The 22,169-nt window shown below is 69.3% G+C and carries 18 protein-coding genes; 7 read left to right on the plus strand and 11 right to left on the minus strand.

What is annotated here, in order from left to right; translation table 11 throughout:
- Positions 1-17: 17 nt before the first annotated feature.
- On the minus strand, positions 18-1,211 hold the full coding sequence (hemW, locus tag H5393_RS09755) for a radical SAM family heme chaperone HemW (protein WP_182766494.1): 1,194 nt from the start codon (positions 1,209-1,211) through the stop codon (positions 18-20).
- 35 nt (positions 1,212-1,246) lie between these two features.
- On the opposite strand from hemW, the gene hrpB reads away from it, so the two are divergent.
- Positions 1,247-3,733, plus strand: a complete 2,487-nt coding sequence (gene hrpB / locus H5393_RS09760) for an ATP-dependent helicase HrpB (protein ID WP_182766495.1) — start codon at positions 1,247-1,249, stop codon at positions 3,731-3,733.
- Between the two features lie 15 nt (positions 3,734-3,748).
- Here the strand turns inward: hrpB and lepA are convergent, their stop codons facing one another.
- Positions 3,749-5,578: a translation elongation factor 4 gene (lepA, locus tag H5393_RS09765; RefSeq protein WP_182766496.1), complete on the minus strand. Its 1,830-nt coding sequence runs from the start codon at positions 5,576-5,578 to the stop codon at positions 3,749-3,751.
- 166 nt (positions 5,579-5,744) lie between these two features.
- On the opposite strand from lepA, the gene rpsT reads away from it, so the two are divergent.
- Complete coding sequence (gene rpsT / locus H5393_RS09770) at positions 5,745-6,005, plus strand: 30S ribosomal protein S20 (protein ID WP_076059144.1); 261 nt, start codon at positions 5,745-5,747, stop codon at positions 6,003-6,005.
- A 92-nt stretch (positions 6,006-6,097) separates the two neighbouring features.
- On the opposite strand, the gene holA is transcribed toward rpsT, so the two are convergent.
- Complete coding sequence (holA, locus tag H5393_RS09775) at positions 6,098-7,063, minus strand: DNA polymerase III subunit delta (protein WP_182766497.1); 966 nt, start codon at positions 7,061-7,063, stop codon at positions 6,098-6,100.
- A 94-nt stretch (positions 7,064-7,157) separates the two neighbouring features.
- Here holA and H5393_RS09780 point away from each other — a divergent pair, with 94 nt between their 5' ends.
- Positions 7,158-8,153 carry a Gfo/Idh/MocA family protein gene (locus H5393_RS09780; protein WP_182766498.1) on the plus strand — a complete coding sequence of 332 codons (996 nt, stop codon included), beginning with the start codon at positions 7,158-7,160 and terminating at the stop codon, positions 8,151-8,153.
- Between the two features lie 10 nt (positions 8,154-8,163).
- On the opposite strand, the gene H5393_RS09785 is transcribed toward H5393_RS09780, so the two are convergent.
- The 4 genes from H5393_RS09785 to H5393_RS09800 form a co-directional block, all read right to left on the minus strand.
- Positions 8,164-10,467 carry a ComEC/Rec2 family competence protein gene (locus H5393_RS09785; RefSeq protein WP_182766499.1) on the minus strand — a complete coding sequence of 768 codons (2,304 nt, stop codon included), beginning with the start codon at positions 10,465-10,467 and terminating at the stop codon, positions 8,164-8,166.
- A 22-nt stretch (positions 10,468-10,489) separates the two neighbouring features.
- Positions 10,490-11,305 (minus strand): helix-hairpin-helix domain-containing protein, encoded by an 816-nt coding sequence (locus H5393_RS14620; protein WP_255436443.1) that lies wholly within the window; start codon positions 11,303-11,305, stop codon positions 10,490-10,492.
- A gap of 121 nt (positions 11,306-11,426) precedes the next feature.
- A complete protein-coding gene (gene leuS / locus H5393_RS09795) occupies positions 11,427-13,895 on the minus strand; it encodes a leucine--tRNA ligase (RefSeq protein WP_182766500.1) in 2,469 nt (822 codons plus the stop codon).
- Between the two features lie 54 nt (positions 13,896-13,949).
- Positions 13,950-14,873, minus strand: coding sequence for a carbohydrate kinase (locus H5393_RS09800; protein WP_182766501.1), 924 nt, complete (start codon positions 14,871-14,873; stop codon positions 13,950-13,952).
- A gap of 113 nt (positions 14,874-14,986) precedes the next feature.
- Between H5393_RS09800 and H5393_RS09805 the strand changes: the two genes are divergently transcribed.
- Positions 14,987-15,886: a DUF4192 domain-containing protein gene (locus H5393_RS09805; RefSeq protein ID WP_182766502.1), complete on the plus strand. Its 900-nt coding sequence runs from the start codon at positions 14,987-14,989 to the stop codon at positions 15,884-15,886.
- A gap of 28 nt (positions 15,887-15,914) precedes the next feature.
- Positions 15,915-16,553: a hypothetical protein gene (locus H5393_RS09810; RefSeq protein WP_182766503.1), complete on the plus strand. Its 639-nt coding sequence runs from the start codon at positions 15,915-15,917 to the stop codon at positions 16,551-16,553.
- Here H5393_RS09810 and H5393_RS09815 read toward each other — a convergent pair.
- The 4 genes from H5393_RS09815 to H5393_RS09830 all read right to left on the minus strand — a co-directional run bounded on the left by H5393_RS09815 (position 16,528) and on the right by H5393_RS09830 (position 20,452).
- Positions 16,528-17,457 (minus strand): hypothetical protein, encoded by a 930-nt coding sequence (locus tag H5393_RS09815; RefSeq protein WP_182766504.1) that lies wholly within the window; start codon positions 17,455-17,457, stop codon positions 16,528-16,530. The genes H5393_RS09810 and H5393_RS09815 overlap by 26 nt on opposite strands.
- A gap of 32 nt (positions 17,458-17,489) precedes the next feature.
- On the minus strand, positions 17,490-18,740 hold the full coding sequence (locus H5393_RS09820; RefSeq protein ID WP_182766505.1) for a L,D-transpeptidase family protein: 1,251 nt from the start codon (positions 18,738-18,740) through the stop codon (positions 17,490-17,492).
- 162 nt (positions 18,741-18,902) lie between these two features.
- A complete protein-coding gene (locus tag H5393_RS09825; protein ID WP_198928182.1) occupies positions 18,903-19,760 on the minus strand; it encodes a 3-methyladenine DNA glycosylase in 858 nt (285 codons plus the stop codon).
- Positions 19,757-20,452 carry a M48 family metallopeptidase gene (locus H5393_RS09830; RefSeq protein WP_076059165.1) on the minus strand — a complete coding sequence of 232 codons (696 nt, stop codon included), beginning with the start codon at positions 20,450-20,452 and terminating at the stop codon, positions 19,757-19,759. The genes H5393_RS09825 and H5393_RS09830 overlap by 4 nt, the downstream gene beginning before the upstream one ends.
- Positions 20,453-20,610: 158 nt before the next feature.
- Between H5393_RS09830 and H5393_RS09835 the strand changes: the two genes are divergently transcribed.
- On the plus strand, positions 20,611-21,855 hold the full coding sequence (locus H5393_RS09835; protein WP_182766506.1) for an inorganic phosphate transporter: 1,245 nt from the start codon (positions 20,611-20,613) through the stop codon (positions 21,853-21,855).
- Positions 21,852-22,142, plus strand: a complete 291-nt coding sequence (locus tag H5393_RS09840) for a hypothetical protein (RefSeq protein WP_182766507.1) — start codon at positions 21,852-21,854, stop codon at positions 22,140-22,142. Before H5393_RS09835 ends, H5393_RS09840 begins: the two co-directional genes overlap by 4 nt.
- The last annotated feature ends 27 nt before the right edge of the window (positions 22,143-22,169 follow it).

The raw sequence follows: 22,169 nt of genomic DNA on the forward strand, positions 1-22,169 counted from the left end.
CGTCCTCCTTGACAGCCTCAGTCCAGTAGGTCGCGGATCACACCATCGGCCAGGAGGCGGCCCGCCTGGGTCAACCGTAGCCTGGCACCGTCGTCAGTCGCCAGATGTGCGGCCACGACGGCAGGGACGCGTGCCAGTTCGGTGGGCCGCAGCACCTCTAGGGGCAGCCCCCCGGCCAGCCGCAGTTCGAGGAGGACCCGCTCGACGCGGCGGTCCTCGTCGGTGAGCAGCTCACGGGCCAGCGCAGGCGACTCCCCCGCCGTCAACGACGCGGCGTAGCTGCGCGGGTGCTTGCGGTTCCAGAACCGGACTCCCCCGACGTGGGAATGGGCGCCGGGGCCGATGCCCCACCAGTCTGCGCCCCGCCAGTAGGCGAGGTTGTGGCGACACTCGCCGCCTGGGCGCGCCCAGTTGCTCACCTCATAGTTGGCCAGGCCCAGCGCGGTGAGGGTCTCGTCGGCCACCAGGTACTTGTCCGCCAAGTCGTCGTCATCGGGCATCGGGATGTCGCCGCGGCGCACCTGCATCGCCAGGCGGGTGCCCTCCTCGACGATCAGCGAGTAGGCGCTGACGTGGTCCACGGGGGTGGCGGTCACCGCGTCGAGGCTGGCGCGCCAGTCGTCCATGGACTCGCCCGGGGTGCCGTAGATGAGGTCCAGCGAGATGTGGTCGAAGCCCGCGTCGCGGGCCCAGTGGGCGGCGTCCAGGCCCCGACGGGGGGTGTGTGTGCGCTCCAGCACCCGCAGCACGTGGGGAACCACGGACTGGAAGCCGAGCGAGAGGCGGGTGAAGCCGCCCGCGCGGAGGGTCTCCAGGTAGGCGGGGCTGAGCGTGTCGGGGTTGGCCTCGGTGGTCACCTCGGCGTCCGGCGCGAGGCCGAACCTGTCGTCGATGGCGCGGAGCAGGCCGGTCAGCGCCTCGGCGGGCAGCATGGTGGGGGTGCCGCCACCGAAGAAGACGGTCTGGACGGGCCGGGAATCGCCCAGGATGCGCTCTGCCAGGGCGAGTTCGGCGTGCGCGGCGCCCAGGTAGGTGTCCGGTGACAGGTCGCCCAGCTCGCTGGCGGTGTAGGTGTTGAAGTCGCAGTAGCCGCAGCGGGTGCGGCAGAAAGGCACGTGGATGTACAGCGACAGGGGCGCGGTGGATGCCAATGCGGATTCGGGGAGCGAACCGTCGGCCGGAGCCTGGTCGCCGTCAGGAAGCTGTGCCACCGGTACAGCTTAGGCGGCCCCGCTAGGTTGGGCCCGTGCCAACTCTCGCCCAACTCGTCGCCGACGGTTGCGGGCTGCCCTTCGCCGAGGCGGCCGACGACCTCCGCGAGGCGGTCACGACGCGTGGGGTCGCCGTCGTGGAGGCTCCACCCGGCACGGGCAAGACGACGCTGGCGCCCGCCGTCGTGGCCGGCTGTGTGCAGGGACGAGTGGTGGTCACGCAGCCCCGTCGCGTCGCGGCCCGGGCGGCTGCGCGTCGATTGGCCTCGCTGACGGGCACCGCGATGGGCGAGGTGGCGGGCTTCACGGTGCGCGGTGAGCGGAGGGTGTCGCCTGCCACGGGCGTGGAGATGGTCACGCCGGGCGTGCTGCTGCGCCGCCTGCTGCGGGATCCCTCCCTCGAAGGCGTCGGCGCGGTGATCCTGGACGAGGTGCACGAGCGCGGCCTCGACACGGACCTCCTGACGGCACTCCTGGCGGAGGTGCGGGAGCTGCGCGAGGACCTCGCCGTCGTGGCGATGTCGGCGACCCTTGACGCAGCCGGGCTCGCCTCGCTGTTGGGCGGCGGGTCGCCCGCTCCGGTGGTCGGTGTGCCCGCGGTGCTGCATCCGCTCGAGGTGCGGTGGGCCCCCGGGCCGATGCCGCTCGACTCGAGGGGGACATCGCGGGACTTCCTGGGGCACGTGGCGGGCACCGCCGAGCGGGCCTTCGCCGAGCTGCCCGCCGACGGCGACCTGCTGGTCTTCCTCCCCGGGGCGTGGGAGGTGCGCACAGTGGCCCAAGCGTTGCGCGGCACAGTGGCTGCCGAGGTCCTGGAACTACACGGCCGGGCCGGGGCCCGGGAACAGGACCGTGCGGTGGCGGGCCGCCGACCCGGGGAGTCGCCCCGGGTGGTGGTGTCGACCAACCTGGCCGAGTCGTCGTTGACGGTCAACGGCGTGCGCGCGGTGGTCGATGCGGGCCTCGCCCGGGAGCCCCGCCGCGATTCCGGCCGCGGCATGTCGGGTCTGGTCACTGTGCGCTGCACGAGGTCGTCGGCGGACCAGCGGGCCGGGCGGGCCGCGCGCCAGGGGCCGGGCGTGGTGTGGCGCTGCTACGACGAGCGGACCTACGCGGGGCTCCGGGCACAGGGCACGCCGGAGTCGCAGACCGCGGACCTCACCGGAGCCCTCCTGACGCTCGCAGCCTGGGGCGCGCCCCGTGGTGACGCATTGGCGCTGCCCAGCGCCTTCCCCGCCCTCGCTGTGGCCGAGGACGAGCGCGTGTTGCGCTCGCTGGGTGCCGTGGACGGGGACGGACGGGTCACTGCCCATGGACGCAGACTCGCCGATATTCCCGCCTCGCCCCGGTGGGCGCGGGCGCTGGTGGACGGCGCGCCCCTCGTCGGCAGCCGGGTGGCCGCCGAAATGGTGGCGGCCGTCGAACTCGACCTGGGCGGTGACCTCACCGTCGCGCTCCGGGGGCTGCGGCGCGGTGCGGCGCCGGAGTCGCAGCGTTGGCGGGCTGAGGCCGACCGCCTGGAGCGGCTGGTAGACGCCACGCCCGGTTCCGGTGGACTGCCAGGGGCCGTGGTCGTGTTGGCCTACCCCGAGCGTGTCGCCCGCAAGGTGGGAGCCTCGCATCTGCTGGCCTCAGGCACGCGCGCGGCCGCCCCACCGGAACTGGCGGAGCAGGAGTGGCTGGCCGTCGCCGAGGTCACGCGCGCCGCCGGCGCCAGCGCGGCGGGCACTGGTGCGGTCGTCCGGTCAGGGGCGCCGATCGACGAGCGGACCGCGCGGGCGGCGGCCGCCCACCTGCTGCTGGACGAAGTGCGCGGCACGCTGGTCGACGGCCGGCTGAGGGCCCGCAGGGTGACAGCGCTCGGCGCGATCGAACTCACGTCCACGCCGGTGTCCGCCGCAGAGTTGGGGCCCGAGGCCGTGCGGCAGGTGATCGAGGAGAAGGGGCTGGCAGTCATCGGCTGGTCGGAGACCGCAGACCGCCTCCGGCGGCGCCTCGCCTTCCTCCACCGGTGGATGGGCGCACCGTGGCCCGACGTGTCGGACGCGGCGCTGTTAGCTCGCCTCGACGAATGGCTCGGACCCAAACTGGCCGACGCCGCCCGCACCGGGCGCCTCTCGGGGATCAGCCTCACCGCCCCCCTGCGCCGGCTGGTGCCGTGGCGGGAAGCCACCCGCCTCGACGAACTCGCTCCGGAGAGGCTAGCCGTGCCGAGCGGCTCCACCATCCGGCTGGACTACCCGGCCCACGACGACGACGCGGCGGTGGTCTGCGCGGTGAAGCTCCAGGAATGCTTCGGGTTGGCGCAGTCACCCACGATCGCGGCAGGCCGGGCCCGCGTCCTGTTCCATCTGCTGTCTCCCGCCGGCAGGCCGCTGGCGGTCACAGACGACCTGGCGTCGTTCTGGTCCGGCCCCTACGCACAGGTGCGCGGTGAGATGCGGGGCCGGTACCCCAAGCACCCGTGGCCGGAGGATCCGTGGACCGCCCGGGCCACGTCGCGTACGAAGCGGCGCAGCTGAAGCCACGCCGTCAGGCTACTTGGCGCTGGATTCCCCGGTGGAGAGCGCGGCGACGAAGGCCTCCTGGGGCACCTCGACGCGGCCCACCATCTTCATCCGCTTCTTGCCTTCCTTCTGCTTCTCGAGCAGCTTGCGCTTGCGCGAGATGTCGCCGCCGTAGCACTTGGCCAGGACGTCCTTGCGGATGGCGCGGATGGTTTCACGGGCGATGACGCGCGAGCCGATGGCGGCCTGGATGGGTACCTCGAACTGCTGCCTCGGGATGAGTTCCTTGAGCTTGGCGACCATGGCCAGGCCGTAGGTGTACGCCTTGTCCTTGTGCACGATCGCCGAGAAGGCGTCCACCGGGTCGCCGTGCAGCAGGATGTCGACCTTCACCAGTTCGGAGGTCTCCTCGCCGGCGGGATCGTAATCGAGGGAGGCGTAGCCCTTGGTGCGTGACTTCAGCGCGTCGAAGAAATCGAACACGATCTCGGCCAGGGGCAGCTTGTAGCGCAGTTCGACGCGGTCCTCGCTGAGGTAGTCGAGGCCGAGCTGGACCCCTCGTCGGTTCTGGCACAGCTCGATGATGGTGCCCAGGTACTCCGCCGGGGTGAGGATGGTGCCACGCACCATCGGCTCGTATACGTCGGCGATCTTGCCCGTGGGGTACTCGGAGGGGTTGGTCACGGTGTGCTCGGACCCGTCCTCCATCACCACGCGGTAGACGACGTTGGGGGCGGTTGAGATGAGCGACAGGTTGAACTCGCGTTCCAGTCGTTCGCGGACGATCTCCATGTGCAGCAGGCCGAGGAAGCCGATGCGGAAACCGAAACCGAGCGCACCGGAGGTCTCAGGCTCGTAGGTGAGGGCCGCGTCGTTGAGCTGGAGCTTCTCCAGGGCCTCGCGCAGTTCGTTGAACTCGTCGCCGTCCACCGGGTAGAGACCGGCGTACACCATGGGGTTGGGGTGCCGGTAGCCGCCCAGGTCCTGCGTGGCGGGCCGCGCCTCGAGCGTCACGGTGTCGCCGACGCGGGACTGGCGCACGTCCTTCACGCCCGTGATGAGGTAGCCCACCTCGCCGACGCCGATGGCGTCCGATTTCACGGGATCCGGCGAGATGACACCCACCTCGAGCAGTTCGTGGGTGCCCAACGTCGACATCATGCGGATGCGTTGACGGAAGCCGAGCTCACCGTCGACCACCCGGACGTAGGTCACCACACCGCGGTAGGTGTCGTAGACCGAGTCGAAGATGAGGGCCCGCGCAGGGGCGTCGGGGTCGCCGACCGGGGCGGGGATCAGCTCGACGACCGCGTCCAGGAGCTCGGGGACACCCACGCCGGTCTTGCCGGAGACCATGAGCACGTCAGAGGGGTCACAGCCGATGATGCCGGCGATCTCCGCGGCGTACTTCTCGGGGTTGGCGTTGGGCAGGTCGATCTTGTTCAGCACCGGGATGACCTGCAGGTCCGCCTCGATGGCGAGGTACAGGTTGGCCAGCGTCTGCGCCTCGATGCCCTGCGCGGCGTCGACGAGCAGGATGGCGCCCTCACAGGCGGCCAGCGACCGCGATACCTCGTAGGTGAAGTCGACGTGGCCGGGAGTGTCGATCATGTTGAGGATGTACTCCTCGCCATTCTTCGTCCACGGCATGCGCACGGCCTGCGACTTGATGGTGATGCCGCGCTCGCGCTCGATGTCCATGCGGTCGAGGTACTGAGCCCGCATCTGCCGGCCGTCGACAACCTTGGTCAGCTGCAGCATGCGGTCGGCCAAGGTGGACTTGCCGTGGTCGATGTGCGCGATGATGCAGAAGTTCCGGATGATTGCCGGATCGGTCTTGCCTGGTCGGGGTGCGGGCATCAACATTCCTCGTTGGTGGACAGAGACAGGCCATCATCTCACGGAGTGTGATCCGTTGAACAATGCGACCGATTTGGCCCGCGCCGAGGAACTCAGGTAAGGTTGAGCGTCGCGTGCAAACGCATGACCGAGTACACCCCCTTTGATCCGTAAAGAGGCCTGCCCCGTGGCGAATATCAAGTCCCAGATCAAGCGCAACAAGACCAACGAGATCTCCCGTCTCCGTAACAAGGCGGTCAAGTCCGAACTGCGCACCCACCTCCGCAACGTCCGCTCCGCCGTCACCGAGGGCGAGTCTGAGAAGGCTGCCGAACTCCTCGTCGTGGCCAACCGCGCGCTCGACCGCGCCGTGAGCAAGGGCGTCATCCACAAGAACCAGGCCGCCAACCGCAAGTCGCGCATCGCGACTGCCGTCAACGCCATCTGATCCAGCACTTCTCGCTGCTGTTTGATTCCTCAACAGCGCCTTGGCCCTCGGTCGTCAAGGCGCTGTTTTGCGTACCCTGAGGCGGTGCCGCGTCAGCGACGATGCTGCAGTACGCCCAACACCATGCGCTCCAGCGCGAAAGCCGCGTCCGTGGCGGCGCCCTTGACCTCCGCGTCACCGCGGGCGATGAGCCGGATGGCCTCCGCCACCCCACCCACCTGCCACGTGTTCGACGCCCTGGCGTAATCCTTGAGCTTGAACGGGGGCACCCCGATCTCGCGGGCCAGGTCTGCGCCCCGCAGCCGGCTGTTCTGCGCATCGAGATACTTCGCCAACCCGCGGAACGAACTGGCCACCGCGCTGGTGATGAGCACGGGCGCCACCCCGGTCTCCAGCGCCCAGCGCAGCCGCTCCATGGCGACGGTGGCGTTGCCGGCGACCACCGCGTCAGCCACCGCGAAACCGGAGACCTCCGCCCGGCCCGCGAAGTAGCGGCGCACCAGGGCCGCGTCGATCTCGTTGGCACCGGAATCAGCGATGAGCTGATCGATGGCCGAGGCCAGGGCCCGCAGGTCATGGCCGACGGCGGCCACCAACTCCTCGGCCGCATCAGCCTGCATCCGGATGCGCTGCCGCTTGGCTTCCGCCGCGACGAAACCGGGCACTTCCCAGGGCTTGAGGGCGGCGACGGTCTCCACCGGGACCTTGGCCTTCTTCAACTTGTCGATGAGGCCCTTGCCCTTCACACCGCCGGGGTGCAGCAGGATGAGGCAGAGTTCCTCCGGCGGGTTGCACGCGGCGGCCACCAATTGGTCCACCACCGACGCCGGGGTGGAGCCCACGTCGTCGATCACCGCGAGCGTGTGGCTGGAGAAGAGCGAGCCGCCGATCACCTCCGAGAGCATCGAATCCTCGAGCTCCGTGGCGTGGATCTCATTGATCCCCGCCTCAGGATGCGCGGCCAACGCCCTGGACCTGATCTCGGCCACGACGCGCTGCGCCAGCAGCTGTTCCGGACCGGAGATGAGGATAGCCGTGCCGAACGGGGACGAAGTCATGCTCTGATCCTGCCAGGCTCGTGCGACATTGTCGCGGCGGAGCTCATCGTCATCACTAGACTCGGGTCTGTTCCGCCACGTGAGGAGTCCTTCCATGAATCAGCCCATCCGCTTCGGTATTCTCGGTGCCGCCGGCATCACGCCCCAGGCCCTGATCGCACCGGCCCAGGCGAATCGCGACGTCGAGTTGTACGCCGTCGCAGCCCGCGACCGGGGCCGGGCTGAGAGCTTCGCCGCCGAACACCACATCGGGCACGTGCATGACTCGTACGAGGCGCTGCTGGCAGATCCCAACGTCGACGCGGTCTACATCCCGCTGCCCAACTCCGAGCACGGCAAGTGGACCGTGGCCGCGTTGGACGCCGGCAAGCACGTGCTGGTGGAGAAGCCGTTCGCGTCGAACGCGGACGAGGCGGAGGAGGTCGCCCGCCGGGCCGCAGGCTCCGACCGCGTCGTCATGGAGGGTTTCCACTACCGCTACCACCGGCTCATGGCGGAGACGCTGAAGCTCATCGCCGACGGCGCCATCGGCGACCTCGTGGAGGTCGAGGCGCACTTCGACATCAATCTGCCGGATCGCAGCAACATCCGCTACAACCAGGCCCTTGCGGGCGGCGCCACGATGGATCTCGGCTGCTACAGCCTCCACTTCGTGCGCAGCGTGGTGGGCGAAGAGCCGGAGGTCGTCTCCGCGGAAGCCAGGCCGTCCGACGATCCGCGGCTCGACGAGGCACTCAGCGCGGAGTTGAGGTTCCCGGGCGGCGTCACGGGCCGCATCTCCAGCTCGCTGCTGGAGGACGAGGAGCGCCAGACCTGCATCATCACCGGCACGAAGGGTGTCATCCAGGTGGAGGGCTTCGTGAAGCCCCAGGACGGCAACACCCTGACGCTGACCGACGACGCGGGCGTGACGACCGTGGAGGTGCCCACCCAACCCACGAGCTACGCGGCCCAGTTGGCCGTGTTCGTCGACGCGGTCCGCAACGACACCCCGGTGCTGACCGGCCCGGACGATTCGGTGGCGATGATGCGGGCCATCGACGCGATGTACCGCGCCGCCGGCCTGGAGCCGCGGGAGACCACCGCCTAGGGCCACCGCCTCATCCCGGTCCCCCGACCGTACGGATCCTGAGCGTCTCCCCCACCAGCGCCACGGCGATGGCGCCCTGGGTGTCAGTTCGGACGATCTCCATCCCGTGCGAGCGGGCCAGGTCCATGGCGCGGACGCTCGGGTGGCCGTAGGGGTTGTCTTCCCCGGCGCTCGCTACCGCCAGCGCCGCACCGGAAGCCGCGAAGAAGCGCGACTCCTGACGGGAGGAGCCGTGATGCGGCAGCTTCAGCACGTGCGCCCCAAGGTCAACGCCGAGGTGAGCCGCCGCCCGCAGCGCCACACCCTGGCCGGCCGGCTCCGCGTCTCCCGCGAGCAGCACCCGCAGGGAGCCGCTGGAACCGACCCCGACGACGGAGGCGTCGTTCTCCGCGGAACCCTCCCCCTCGGCCTCCGCCAAGGCCGCCCCGACGGGTTCCCACACTGATGCCGTGCGCCACGTGACGTCACCCACCTCCAGCACCTCGCCCGGCGCCGCGGACCGCACCGTAGTGCCGGACCCGCGCGAGATGTCGTCCAACCACGGTGGATGGGGACCAGAGCGGACCAGAACCAGTGACGGCCGGTACCGCGCGATCAGCGCCTCCGCGCCCCCGACATGGTCCGAGTGGTAGTGGGTCAGGATCAGGAGGGGCACGGCCTCGACCCGCAGCGACTCCAGGCAGTTCACCGTCGCCGACGGTTCCGGCCCGGCATCGATCACGACGGCCGCGCCGCCGCGGGCGTTGAGGACAGTGACATCGCCTTGGCCCACGTCGCAGAAGACCGCCTGCCATTCGCCGGGCCAGCCCAGCGGAACCGGCCGTACCAGGGCCAGCGCCACGAAGAGGGCGATGAACCCGACCCCGCCCCATCGGTGGCGGAGCACCCGGAGCAGCACCACGGCCAGTGCGGCGGAGCCGAGCGTGACGAGCGCGACACCCGGCGCAGAGCCGTTCCAGGTCCAGGACGCGGTGGGCAGGGCCGCGCCGAATTCCGCGAGCCACAGGATGGGCTGCGCGCACCAGCCGGCCAGCCACCCCGGACCGGCCGCCAGCCATGGCAGTGGGCACAGCAGTGCCGCCGCGAAGCCGAGCACGGTGGTGGGGCCGACGAAGGGCCCGGCAAGCACGTTGGTGAGGACCCCTACGACCGAGACCTGGTCGCTCCGCGCCGTGATGATCGGCTGCGTCGCGAGTTGGGCAGCGAGGGGCACCGCCAGCGCTTCCGCCGCCCATCGGGGAGCCCACCGTGACATGGCGGCGACGAAGAGGGGCCCCAGCAGGACGATGCCGGCGCAGGCGGCGGCGGACAGGGCGAAGCCGATGGAACGCGCCATCCACGGGTCGAGCCACACCAGGATGAGCACCGCCACGCAGAGCGAGCGGATGGTGCGCCGGCCCGCACCCACACCGATCGCTGCCAACGCCACCAACCCCATGGCCGCGGCGCGGTAGACCGAGGGCTCCTGGCCGCAGATCAAAACGAAGGCCACCACTCCGCCGAGCGCTGCCACCCGTACGCTCCACCCCCGCAAACCCAGCCCGCGCACCGCGGCGAGCACCACGCTGAGCATCAAGGTGAGGTTGGCGCCCGAGACCGCCATGAGGTGCGTCAGAGCGGTGACCTGGAACTCGTCACGCATCGCCGCGTCCACTGCCGAGGTGTCACCCACCACCAGGGACGGGACCAGCGCGCCCTGGCGGGGCGGCGAGTGCGCCACGGCGTCGCGCAACCCCTGCCGCATGGCGTTGACGGCTCTGTCGACGATGCCGGGCCCGGTCACTTCGGAGCCGATCTCACGCAGGCTGAGGACCGCAACGGCGGCGTCGTCCGGCTCCGGGGCACGCAGTCGGGCACGCACCTCGTAGGTGGCGCCGGCGGTCAGCCCCAGCAACTCCTGGGACACCGCACCGCTCGCGAAGATGACGACGGGCACCTTCGACTCCACCCGCTTCTGCCTGGCCTCCGCCCAGATCAGTTCGGCGTGGCCGATCACGACGCCCGCAGCCGGCTGCGCCTCGGCAAGCAGCTTCAACCGCACCGTACCGATCGCCCCGTCGGCCGCGAGCTCAGCAACGGGCGACGCGTGCCGCTGCCAACTCTGCAACCCGGACATCAGCAGGGTCACGGTGAAGGCCGCGATGAACATCGCGGTCCATGGGCGACGGCCCCGCACGGCCACCACCGCCAGCAGGACGAGACCGACGAAGGCCGCGATGACGGCTTCCCGTTCGGGTCGCCAACCCGACGAGCCGAGCCACGCAGCCGCCCACGTGGCCATGGCCAGCGGAGCCAGCCGCCAGTCATGATTCACCCTCTCCGGCCCTTCCACACCGTCACGAGCCGACGGTGACCAGCGGCTCGAGCTTTTGGAACGTCTTCGGGCCGATGCCACTGATCTCCTGCAGCTCCTCCACGGCGGCGAAGGGCCCGTGCTCGTCACGCCAGCCGATGATTGCGCCGGCGGTCACGGGGCCGACTCCGGGAAGTGACTCGAGCTCACCAGCAGTGGCCGCGTTCAGGTCCACCATCCCCCCTGCCCCCGCATCGCCAGAGACCCCACCGGGTGAAGGCTCGGCGCCCACCAGGTCGCCTTTGGGCTGCCCCACGGTACCGATGACGATCTGCATCCCGTCAGCCACCTGCGCGGCGAGGTTGAGTTCGGCCGGGTCTGCATCGGCCGCCAGGCCGCCTGCCGCGAGGATGGCGTCCTCGACGATGGTGCCCTCCGGCAGCTCGACGACGCCTGGCTCAGCGACCGCTCCGGCAACGTGGATCCGCAGCATCTTCACCGGGGCCGGCGACGACGGTTCCACCGGGGCCGCGCTGACCGTGACTGCCTCAAGGGGTACCTCCGTCGCCGCACTGCGGCCGAGCGCAGCGACAGCCACCCCCACGCCGCAGAGGAGGAGTACGGCGACGACCACCAGGTGCTTGACGGTCAACGTGGGCACCCGGCTCGTGGTGGCCACCGGCTTCGGCCCGGCTGACGCGGGTGAGGTGGGCTCAGCCGGAAGCGGCGGCGACAGGAGGGGAGGCTCCGGCACCGGAGGTTCGGGGAGGCCACGCCGGGGCGCGCCAAGAGAGGGCCTGCCGGCGCTCACGTAGGCGAGCCGGGCGCGGGCCATCTCCTCCGCATCGGTGTGCTGCATACCCCCATGGTGGTCAGAGACAGGTTCGAATCACCACGGGATGGCCTCCCTGTGGACAAGTACCGCCAGGGGCCTTGAGCCCCCCGGCCCGGGCGCAGCGCGCCGGGGCCAGGGGTGGGAACTACGTGCCCGGGACGAGGCTCAGCATCTTGGGCAGACGGGCGATGACCTTGACGATCTCGCGGCCGGCCAGTGAGCGCTGCACCGCATCGTCGGCGAGGGCCGCCGCGAGGGCGTCCTGCTCCGTGATGTCGGCCGGAACCTCGAGCTTGCCGCGCACCTTGCCCTGGATCTGGACCACCATCGTGACGGTGTCGTCGACGGTGAGCGCAGGGTCAGCAGTGGGCCAGGCGCTGTTGGCCACCGACGGGGGCTGGCCGAGCAGCTCCCACATCTCCTCCGCCACATACGGCGACACGACGCTCAGCGCCTGGGCGACGAATTCGACGGCTTCCCGCACTGCGGGATCAGCGCCGCCGGCGCCGGAATCGATCGTCTTGCGGGTGGCGTTGACCAGCTCCATGGTGCGCGCGACAGCCACGTTGAAGCGGCCACCGTCGAGCAGTTGGGTGATCTCCGTGATGGCCTTGTGGGTGACCTTGCGCAGCTGCGGGTCACCCTGCGCGAAGTCGACGCCCGGCTGGGAATCGACGTCTGCGGCCAGGCGGTACGCGCGCTGGAGGAACTTCAGGCTGGAGCCCGGCGAGACCTCGGCCCAGTCGATGTCGTCCTCCGGCGGGCCGGCGAAGATCATCGTGAGACGCACGGCGTCCACACCGAACTCGTCGATCTGCTTGCCCAGGTCGACGCCGTTGCCGAGCGACTTGCTCATCGCCCTGCCCTCGTTGACGACCTGACCCTGGTTCAGCAGGCGAAGCATGGGCTCGTCGAACGAGACCAGGCCCATGTCACGCAGCACCTTCGAGAAGAACCGCATGTACAGCAGGTGGAGGATGGCGTGCTCAACGCCGCCCACGTACTGCGCCACCGGCATCCACTTGGCCACGTCTTCAGGGTTGAAGGGCCCCTCTGTGTAGCCGGGTGAGCAGTAGCGGAAGTAGTACCAGGACGAGTCGACGAACGTGTCCATCGTGTCGGTGTCGCGCTTGGCCGGGCCACCACACGTGGGGCACTCGGTGTTGACCCAGTCGGTGGCCGAGGCCAGCGGGGAGGTGCCCTTCGGTGCCAACGCGGAGCCGCGCAGATCCGGCAGCCGGACCGGTAACTGGTCGTCGGGCACGGGGACCTCGCCGCACTTCTCGCAGTGGACCACCGGGATGGGGCAGCCCCAGAAGCGCTGGCGCGACAGCAGCCAGTCGCGCAGCCGGAACTGCACGGTGCCGGTGCCCCGGCCCTCGGCCTCCAGCTGCTCCGTGATGCGGGCGACGCCGGAGGCCTTGTCCGTGAGACCGTTCAGGACCCCCGAGTTGAGGTAGGCACCGTCGCCGACGGTGGCGATGCCGGTCTCTTCAGGGTTGGTGCCGTCGACATCGAGCACGGTGCGCACCGGCAGCCCGAACTTGCGCGCGAAATCGAGGTCGCGCTGGTCGTGCGCCGGCACGGCCATGATCGCGCCGGTGCCGTAATCGGCCAGCACGTAGTCTGCGGCCCAGATCGGCACCTGCTCGCCGTTGACGGGGTTGGTGGCGTGGACGCCGAGCCACACACCGGTCTTCTCGTTCTCCGTTGACTGGCGCTGGATCTCGGTGGTCCGCTTCACCTGCTCGACGTACGCCTCGAACGCGGGGCGCTGCTCGTCGGTCACCAGCTCTGCGGCGAGTTCGCCGTCGGGGGCCACCACCATGAACGTCGCGCCGAACAGCGTGTCCGGACGCGTCGTGAACACGGTGATGGGCTTCTCACGGCCCTCGACGATGAAGTCGACGTGCGCGCCCTCCGAGCGGCCGATCCAGTTGCGCTGCATGGCCAGCACGTGGTCCGGCCAGCCGTCCTCGAGCAGCGACATGTCGTCGAGGAGTTCCTGGGCGTAGTCCGTGGTCTTGAAGTACCACTGGTTGAGCTTGCGCTTGGTGACCTCGGACTTGCAGCGCTCGCACCGGCCGTCGATGACCTGCTCGTTGGCCAGCACCGTCTGGTCCTGCGGGCACCAGTTGACGAAGGAGTCCTTGCGGTAGGCGAGTCCCCGCTCGTAGAAGCGGTTGAACAGCCACTGCGTCCAGCGGTAGTACTCCTCGTCCGAGGTGTGGAGGCGCCGTGACCAGTCGAGGCTCAGGCCGTAGCGCTTGAAGGAGCGCACCTGGGTCTCGATGTTGTTGTACGTCCAGGTGGCGGGGTGCGCATCTGCCTTGATGGCGGCGTTCTCCGCGGGCAGCCCGAACGAGTCCCAGCCGATGGGGTGCATGACGTCGTAGCCGCGCAGCCGCCAGTAGCGGGAGACGACATCACCCATCGCATAAGCCTCGGCGTGGCCCATGTGGAGGTCGCCTGAGGGGTACGGGAACATGTCGAGGACGTAGCGACGCTCGCGGCTGCCGTCATCCAGCGGCCGGAAGGTCTCGTCCTCCTCCCAGAATGCCTGCCACTTCTCCTGGGCCTGCACCTTGTCGTACTGCACAGCCTCTTGGCTCACGACTCTCTCCTGATTGCACAACGAATTCCCGCGCCGAGACGGCGCGGAGACTCACTATATCGCCAGGAACGCATCCACCTCGGCGGCGGTCGGGGGCTGCGCGCCCTTGCGGGTGCAGACGATCGCGGCGGCGGCGGTGCCCCTGTCCAGGGCACCGGCCACGTCGTCGGGGTGGTGGGCGTAGGCGGAGAGGAACCCCGCCATGAAGGTGTCGCCCGCGCCCACGGTGTCGATGACGCCGACGGAGTGGCCCGGCACGCGTACCACCCTGCCGTCGGGCTTGACCGCGGCGGCCCCATCCGGGCCGAGCGTGACGATGAACATGGCCAAGTCGTGTTCCTCTGCCCAGGCTCCCGCGTAGGCCAGCGGGTCCGAGTCGTCGTCGACCAACCACGCGATGTCCTCGTCGCTGGCCTTGACGATGCCCCCGTTGCGCCCCACGGCCGTCATCAGGTCTGAAACCAGCCCGAAGTACTCGGCGCGGTCAGGCAGCGTGGAGGGGCGCACATTGATGTCGAAGCTGACGGCCGCCTCGGTGCCGCGCACGAAGTCGAGGACGTGCTTGGCGCCTGGGCCGATGACCGAGCCGATGGAGCCGAAGTGCAGCCAGTCCTGCGGGGCGACGGTGGGGAACTCGTCCCTGCGCCAGTTGAAGTTCGACGTCTGGTCGAAGTGGAAGAAATAGCTGGCCTTCCCCTCCACGTCGAGGGAAACCACGGCAACCGACGTCGCTTCATCGGTGGGGACCGCCAGGTCCAGTTGCACCCCGGCCGTCTCCAGGTGGCTGCGCAGTTGGCGGCCGAAGGAATCCGAACTCAGACGGCCCAGGAAGTGGACGTCCTCCCCCAGCTTTGCCAGTGCGGTGGCCGTGTTGAACGGGCCGCCCCCCGACCGGGCGATCCACCGGCTCTCCGCTGGGGAAAGCTGTTCTTCCGGCATCAGATCAATGAGGGCTTCGCCACACACCACAAAACGCATGGCCGCAATCTACGCCACCCGCCGCCGGGCCGTCGCGCCGACCTCAGCATTCGGTTATCCACAAGGAAGCGAATCGGTGGTGATCCAGGAGGCCGGCTGACCACAGTGATGGCATGCACACGCTTCCTGTCCTCCGCGGCACCACCCGTGCCGACCTGCTGGCCCTCCCGTCGTTCATGTTCGGTTTCCACCCCTCTGACTCCGTCGTCCTGCTCGGGATGCAGGGGAAGATGGTGAGCTTCTCCTCACGCCTCGAGGCGAAATGGTTCCGCACCCACTTCGACCGGGTGGCGGAACAGATGCTGAACGTCACCTCCCACGTCCACGGCGTCAGGTTCATCCTGCTCGGCTACTCGGAGGATCTGGACCTGGCCTGGGCCTCGGTCATGGAACTGGCGGACGTCCTCGGCGCCGAGCGGGTGGCCGAGGCGCTGGTGACCGACGGCTCGCACTACTGGTCCCTCACAGACGACGAGGGGCCGGTGGAGTACGACTTCGATGCCAGCCCGGTGGCAGCCCACGCCGTCTACAACGGCGTGAGCATCTACGCCTCGCGGGAGGAGGCGGTGGCCCCGGTCCAGGCGTGGGAGCCGCCCGCTCAGAGTGAGGTCGACCGGGCCCTCGCCGAGATCGCCGGGTTCTCCGAAGCCGAGGGCCTGGCCCGTCTCGAGGCACTGGCCGAAGCCCAGACCCCGCTGGAGGACGGGGAGGGCCTGATGCTGGCCTGCCTGCTGGATGACGAGGACCGCTCCGCTGCCCTGACCACCCGGTTGAACACGTCTACCGCGGAGGTCATCTGGCACAACCTCCTCGCTGCCCGCCGCGTGACACCGCGCTTCGTCCAGCCGACGGTGGTCGCTCTGCTGGGCATCGCCTCATGGTTGTCCGGGCACGGGGCGCAGGCCACCGCGTGCATCGAGCAGATGGCCGCCCTCAACCCCACCCATCCCATCGGGATGCTCCTGACGAGCGTCCATCAGCACGGCATCCCGCCCCAGAGATGGGACGAATAGGTTTCACCCCGGCAAGTACGCTGCCCTCATGAGCAACGCGCAGTGGCCCCCGCCGCCGGGCAACGGGAACAACTCACCGTGGGCGAGCCAGGACCCGTCCTGGCGCCCGACGCAGTTCCATGATGCACAGGGCAGGGACCCCAGGCAGCCGTTCGGGCAGCAGCCGCCGGCGCCGCCGTCGTACGAGGATCTCCAGCCTCCCAAGCGCCCCCGGTCCACAGTCTTCATCGTGCTGGGCGTGGTGGCCGTGATCGCGGTCGTCATCGTGGGCATGCAGTTCCTGGGAGCGGCCTCCCCGGAGAGCGGGGCCAGCCCCTCTGCGGCTGCCACGGCAGAACCCAGCCCCGAGCGCACGGGCAACTTCATCCCGTTCGAGGGCAACGGGGACGGCATCTTCGAGATCGTCGGCTATTCCTGGAACGGCGACCAGCTGGACCTGCGCATCCGCGTCGAGGTGGAGCAGGGCGACTACGCCTTCGCCATCTTCGCGTTCACGAACGAGACCCGGTTGAGCTACGACCCCGTCGACATGCGGGCCTTCAGCGCGCGGGAGGGCCAGCCCTATGAGGGCACGGTCACCTTCATCATGCCGAGAGCGGATTCCACCATCGTGCTGACCACGCCCTCTGGACGGGTGGCCCTCAACGCTCTGCCGGTGAAGGGCTGAAGTCAGCCTGGGCGCGCAGGCGCTCCTCCACCGCGTCGGGATGATCCTTCGACAACAGCGCGACGCCGGAGACGGCGATGGCGCCGGTCACGATCATGCCCAGCACCGGGCCGGCGCCCATCCCGATGCCCTCGCCGAGCACCACCAGGCCGAACACGACGGCGACGAACGGGTCCACCGTCGTCATGGTGCCGACGGTGATCTCGGCCGGGCCGGAGGCGTAGCCCTGCTGGATCATCCAGGCGCCCAGGACGTAGCACAGCACCATCATGGCGGCGGTGGCCAGGAACTGCCAGCTTCCGAAGCTCTGGTCGTGCTTCTGGATGAGGTTCATCGCGGCTTTCATGAAGCCCGAGGCCAGACCGTAGAAGATGGCGCCCACAGAGGACCACAGGATGGCTTTCGCCCAGGCCACCGCCCGGGTGGCGAAGAAGGACAGGGCCGCGCACAGCACGCAGACCACCACGAAGGACCACAGCATCGCCGGGAAGCTGAACTGCTTCTCCCCCGTCGCGTACTGCGACGAGAAGACGGTGAAACCCACCACGCCCAGCACCGTCACACCGACGGCGCCCCACAGCCTGGCGTTGATCTTGTGCTTGTGGATCTTCGAGGCGAGCAGTACCGACCACGGCACGGCCAGGATGCCCACTGGCTGCACCACCGACACCGGGGCGAACGTCAGGGCCGTCAGGTGGATCGCCGCACCGGCGAAGACCAGGCCCAGGCCGATGACCCATTTCGGGACGGTGAAGAGCTTCAGCAGGCCCTTCAGCGACAACCTGTTGGAGGAGGTGACCGCATCCGCGTCGAACTGGCTCTTGACCCCCAAGCTCTGCAGGATGGCACCGCTGGCGAACAAAAACGAGCCGCACACCTGCATGGCGATGGCCAGGTAAATCACGAGGGTCCCTTCGGTCGGGTCAGACCTTCAGATTATCCGACGTAGACGACCACCTTGTCGCCCTCCTTGGCCGCATCGAACAGTGCCTCCACCGCGGCCCTGTCGCGCACGTTGACGCAGCCGTGGGAGGAGCCGTTGTAGCCGCGGGCGGCGAAGTCGCTGGAGTAGTGGACGGCCTGTCCCCCGCTGAAGAACAGCGCGAACGGCATCTTCGAGCCGTAGAGCTTGCTGACGTGGTTGCGCGACTTCCAGCCCACGGAGAACGTGCCCTCGCGCGTGGGCGTCAGTTCGGAGCCGAACCGCACGTCCATCGACATCTTGACCTCACCGTCGACGACCCAGGCGAGCTTCCGCTGCGTCTTGGAGATGCAGATCACCCGGCCCTGGAGGCAGCGGTCGTCCAGGGTCAGTTTGGCCTCCGCAGGGGCGGCCACCACATTGTTGAGCTGATCGACGGTGGGCTTGTGCGTCATCGAGGCCAGGCGGTCCAGCGTGCGCTGGTCGACCTCGCCGGTCACCGGGATCTCGCGCTTGGCCTGGAAGCCCGTGACGGCCTCGGCCGTCTTGGGCCCGTACTGGCCGTCGACGAGGCCGGAGTACCACTCGAGCTGCTTCAGGCGGGCCTGGAGGTCTTTCACCTGATCCCCGGTGCTGCCCTCCTTCAGGAGGGCCGGGCCGGGCTGCAACACGTTGTGCATCTCATCTGCGGTGGGCATGCGCGTCATATCGACAAGTCGATCCCATGTCGCCTGGTCGACCTCTCCCGTGCCGGGGAGGCCGCGCTTGACCTGGAAGCCCTCCACGGCGAGCCGCGTCGCGTCGCCGTAGTCGCTGGTGATCTTCCCCGACATCCAGTTCAGCTGGAGGAGCCGGTGCTGCAGTTCCCGCACCTGTTCCGAGTCGTCTCCAGGCGCCAGCAGGGGCGGCACCGTCGGCACCACCTCCGGCGTCTCTGAGGTCTCAGGCTCGGCGGTGGGCTGAGGGACCTCGACGGACGGCTGGGGCTCGGCGCTCGGCGCGGTGGTCGGCTCAGCGGCCGGCTCATCGGCCGGCACGGACGGGACGACGCTCGGCCTCGCCGGGACGACGACCGGTTCGGCCGTCTGGGTCACGTCGGGCAGGACCACGGGCTCGTCGGCGACCGCGCCGGCTCCGGGATTGGCGACGGTGGGCGCCGGCCCGGCCTGGGGCGCGAGCGCTTCCGGCGCGCACGCGGCGGCGAGAAGGCTGAGGGCGGCGACGACGCCGACGGCGAAGCGCCGGGCACTGGGCACGGTGAACATGGTGAACCTCACAGGGGGAAGAGCGGTTCGTACGCGTGCATCGTATGACGCGGAGGGGCGGGTCTCGGTGTGACACGCGAAGCGGCGGTGCATGGTGTGCTCCTGTCGGACGGGTTTCTCATCCGTACTACGCCTCGGCGCGGCAGTCGGTTGCCCGGCACTTCAGGATTCGAGTGACCTGATCACCCGCAGGATCTCGTGGCGGAGGGGAACCGCCCGCTCCGCGAAGCCACGCTGCACTGCCGCGTAGCGGGCCCGCCCCTCTGCCGTCTCGACGGCGATGGGCTCGTAGCCCCAGTCTGCGAGGTCGTAGGCGGAGGCCTGCATGTCCACCTCGCGGATGTCGCGCGCCAGGAGATAGGCCTCGAACAGCAGCTCGGAACCCACTGCGGGAGAGAGTTTGCCGGCCCAGCGGTAGAGGTCCATGTTCACGTGGAGGCAACCCGGTTGGTCCAGGTCAGGCTGCGTCTCACGCGTCGGTTGCAGCACGTTGAGCGGCCGGGCGGGCTCGGTGAAGAAGCGGAACGCGTCGAAATGCGTGCAGCGGCAGCCCACCTCCTCCACGATCCGGGCCACCTCCGCCGGGTCGAAGCGCAGCTTCAGATAGGGGTGCCGCGTCTGGCCCTCCTGCAGCCTGTAGACCATCGCCCACTCGTGCATCCCGAAGCACCCGAACCGGGGGGCCTTGTCCGCCGCGGCAGCCAGGAGGCGGTGGGCCGTTTCGACCGTGCCGCCCCGCTTGGCCAGGAAGGACGCTGCGTCGAGCACGGTCACCCGTCCCGTCGTTGCATAGAACTGACGCTCCGCGAAAGCCTCTCCCCCGGCCAGGCCGACGCCGGCACCCGGATGCCACTGCGCCAGGTGGCTGGGCCTCAGGTTGTAGTACTGGAACAGGAAGTCGTCGACGGGGTGCTTGAGGCCGCGTTCCCGCCGCCGCACCACCTCCGCCAGTTCGGCGGTGACGCGCCCGCGGTGGATTTCGGCGCGCTCCCGCCATTCAGCGGCCTCCAGCACCCTCACGGATGACCTTTCAGGGCCTTGCGTCGCTGACGCCATTCAGGCAGCAACCGGTCCATCCCGGCGACGAAGCGTGGGCCGTGGCCGCGTTCGACGAGGTGCATCAACTCGTGCACGACGACGTACTCCAGCGCGGTGGGGGGGTGCTCCGCGAGCGCGGTGTTGAAGGTGATGGCGGCCGTGCGGACGTTGCACGTGCCCCAGCGCGAGGTCATGCGCCGCAGCTTCACCGTGGCGTGCCGGCGTCCGACCTGCGGTTCCCAGAGTGCGAACAGGCCAGGCAGGGCGGCCCGGAGTTCGCGCCGGTAGAGGTTCTCCAGCCCTCGTCTGCGGGCGTCCTCATCCGGACCGGACAGCACGAGGACGCCGTCCTCCAACCGGGCGCCCGCCTTGGCCGACTCGTCAGTGCGCACCTCATGCCACCGGCCCCAGAGCCTGGCGCGCCCGCCATCGGTCAACGGTTCCTCCGGCGGGTGGGCGAGCCGGACCTGTTGCCTGGCCTTGAGCAGCCAACGCTCGTGGCTGCGCACGAACTCCGTGACCGTCTCCTCCGCCAACCCCAGTGGGACTGAAATCTTCACCACGCCGTCGGGAGGGACCACCCGCATCCGCAGGCTCTTGATGGGCTTGTACGTCACCTCAGCTGACACGCTGCCCACTTGGAGCAGCGAGGCGTGGGGACGTCGAGGAGTCATGCCCACATCGTAGGAGGGCGTCGGGACATTTCCTCGCACAGCACCCCGACACCCCTGTTGTCCACCGACATTTCCGCGAGACGCCACCGCGCTGGAGAGTGTGGGGATTATCCTGCCCCGATTGCGTGTTCAGGGCCATGAGGTTGCAGACTAGGGGTGTGTCCCCCGAACTCATCGTGCTAGCGCTTGTCGTTATCACCGCACTTGCCTTCGACTTCACGAACGGCTTCCACGACACCGGCAACGCGATGGCTACGTCGATCGCAACGAAGGCCCTCTCCCCCAAGGTTGCGGTTGCGTTGTCGGCCGTCCTCAACCTGGTCGGCGCCTTCCTGTCCGTGGAAGTCGCCCTGACCGTCACCAACGCCGTGGTCAACATCCAGGACTCCAGCGGCGCCCCACGCCCGGAGTTGATCGGTGACGGCGGCATGGCGCTGCTGACGATCATCCTGGCCGGCCTCGTGGGTGCCATCGTCTGGAACCTGCTCACCTGGCTGTTGGGCCTGCCGTCGAGCTCATCGCACGCGCTGTTCGGCGGGCTGATCGGTGCCACCATGGCCGGGCTCGGCGTGAGCGGCGTCAAGTGGGCCGGCGACGGCACGAAGCTCGACGGGGTGATCGGCAAGGTGGTGTTGCCCGCCCTGTTGTCGCCGGCCATCGCCATCGCCGTCGCCTCCGTGGGCACGTGGCTCGTGTACCGCATCACCCAGGGGGTTGCGGAGAAGTACCGCGAGAGTGGGTTCCGCTGGGGACAGATCGGTTCCGCGTCGCTCGTCTCCCTGGCGCACGGCACCAACGACGCGCAGAAGACCATGGGTGTCATCACGCTGGCACTGATCGCCACCGGCACCTGGACGGACCTCACGTCGGTGCCGCTGTGGGTCAAGGTGGCGTGTGCGCTGGCGATCGCGCTGGGCACCTACATCGGCGGATGGCGCATCATCCGGACGCTCGGCAAGGGCCTGGTCGAGATCAGCGCACCGCAGGGGATGGCCGCGGAGTCGTCCTCCGCGGCGGTCATCCTGGCCTCCAGCCACCTGGGCTTCGCCCTGTCCACCACCCACGTCGCCACCGGCTCCATTCTCGGCTCCGGCCTCGGCAAGCGCGCGAAGGTCAACTGGTCGGTGGCCGGCCGGATGTTGATGGCCTGGGCAATCACCCTGCCCGCCGCCGGCATTGTCGGCGCCGCCATGTGGTTCGTCGGACACAGCCTGGGCGGCCTGTTCGGCGCCATCGTGATGTTCCTCGTCCTGGCGATCGCCTCAGGGTGGATGTACCTCCACTCGCAGAAGACGAGGGTCGACCACAGGAACGTCAACGACGAATGGGTCGAGGACGTCACCCAACGGCAACTGCCTGAGCAGCCCGCCAAGCCCCTCCGCCGGGTCAGGAGCAAGGCATGAACAATCTCTGGCTTGCCCTTGAGGGCGCATCGCAGGTCCTGCTCGCGGGTCTCCTGCTCGGCGCCGGTCTCCCGGCCATCTTCTCCCTCGGCATCAGGGCCCTGTCCTACGGCGCCCACCAGAACGTCGACGACCACACTCCCCACCCGCTTGCCAAAGTGGTGGCCGGCTTCGCGTTCGGCATCGTCATCGTCGCAGTCGTCCTGGGCATCAGCGTGATCGTGTCGCACGGCATGGGCTACCGCTTGAGCTTCGACAACATCTACCCGATGTTCGTCCCCAAGTAGTTCACCCCTGAGGGGGTTTGGCCCGGC

The sequence above is a fragment of the Tessaracoccus sp. MC1756 genome (genome assembly GCF_014164735.1).
Lineage (GTDB): Bacteria > Actinomycetota > Actinomycetes > Propionibacteriales > Propionibacteriaceae > Arachnia.

Excerpts from the sequence above, each read along its gene's own strand:
- lepA (WP_182766496.1), bottom strand. The coding sequence starts at position 5,578 with ATGCCCGCACCCCGACCAGGCAAGACCGATCCGGCAATCATCCGGAAC.
- holA (WP_182766497.1), bottom strand. The coding sequence starts at position 7,063 with ATGACTTCGTCCCCGTTCGGCACGGCTATCCTCATCTCCGGTCCGGAA.
- H5393_RS09780 (WP_182766498.1), top strand. The coding sequence starts at position 7,158 with ATGAATCAGCCCATCCGCTTCGGTATTCTCGGTGCCGCCGGCATCACG.
- H5393_RS14620 (WP_255436443.1), bottom strand. The coding sequence starts at position 11,305 with ATGCAGCACACCGATGCGGAGGAGATGGCCCGCGCCCGGCTCGCCTAC.
- H5393_RS09800 (WP_182766501.1), bottom strand. The coding sequence starts at position 14,873 with ATGCGTTTTGTGGTGTGTGGCGAAGCCCTCATTGATCTGATGCCGGAA.
- H5393_RS09805 (WP_182766502.1), top strand. The coding sequence starts at position 14,987 with ATGCACACGCTTCCTGTCCTCCGCGGCACCACCCGTGCCGACCTGCTG.
- H5393_RS09810 (WP_182766503.1), top strand. The coding sequence starts at position 15,915 with ATGAGCAACGCGCAGTGGCCCCCGCCGCCGGGCAACGGGAACAACTCA.
- H5393_RS09820 (WP_182766505.1), bottom strand. The coding sequence starts at position 18,740 with ATGTTCACCGTGCCCAGTGCCCGGCGCTTCGCCGTCGGCGTCGTCGCC.
- H5393_RS09830 (WP_076059165.1), bottom strand. The coding sequence starts at position 20,452 with ATGACTCCTCGACGTCCCCACGCCTCGCTGCTCCAAGTGGGCAGCGTG.
- H5393_RS09840 (WP_182766507.1), top strand. The coding sequence starts at position 21,852 with ATGAACAATCTCTGGCTTGCCCTTGAGGGCGCATCGCAGGTCCTGCTC.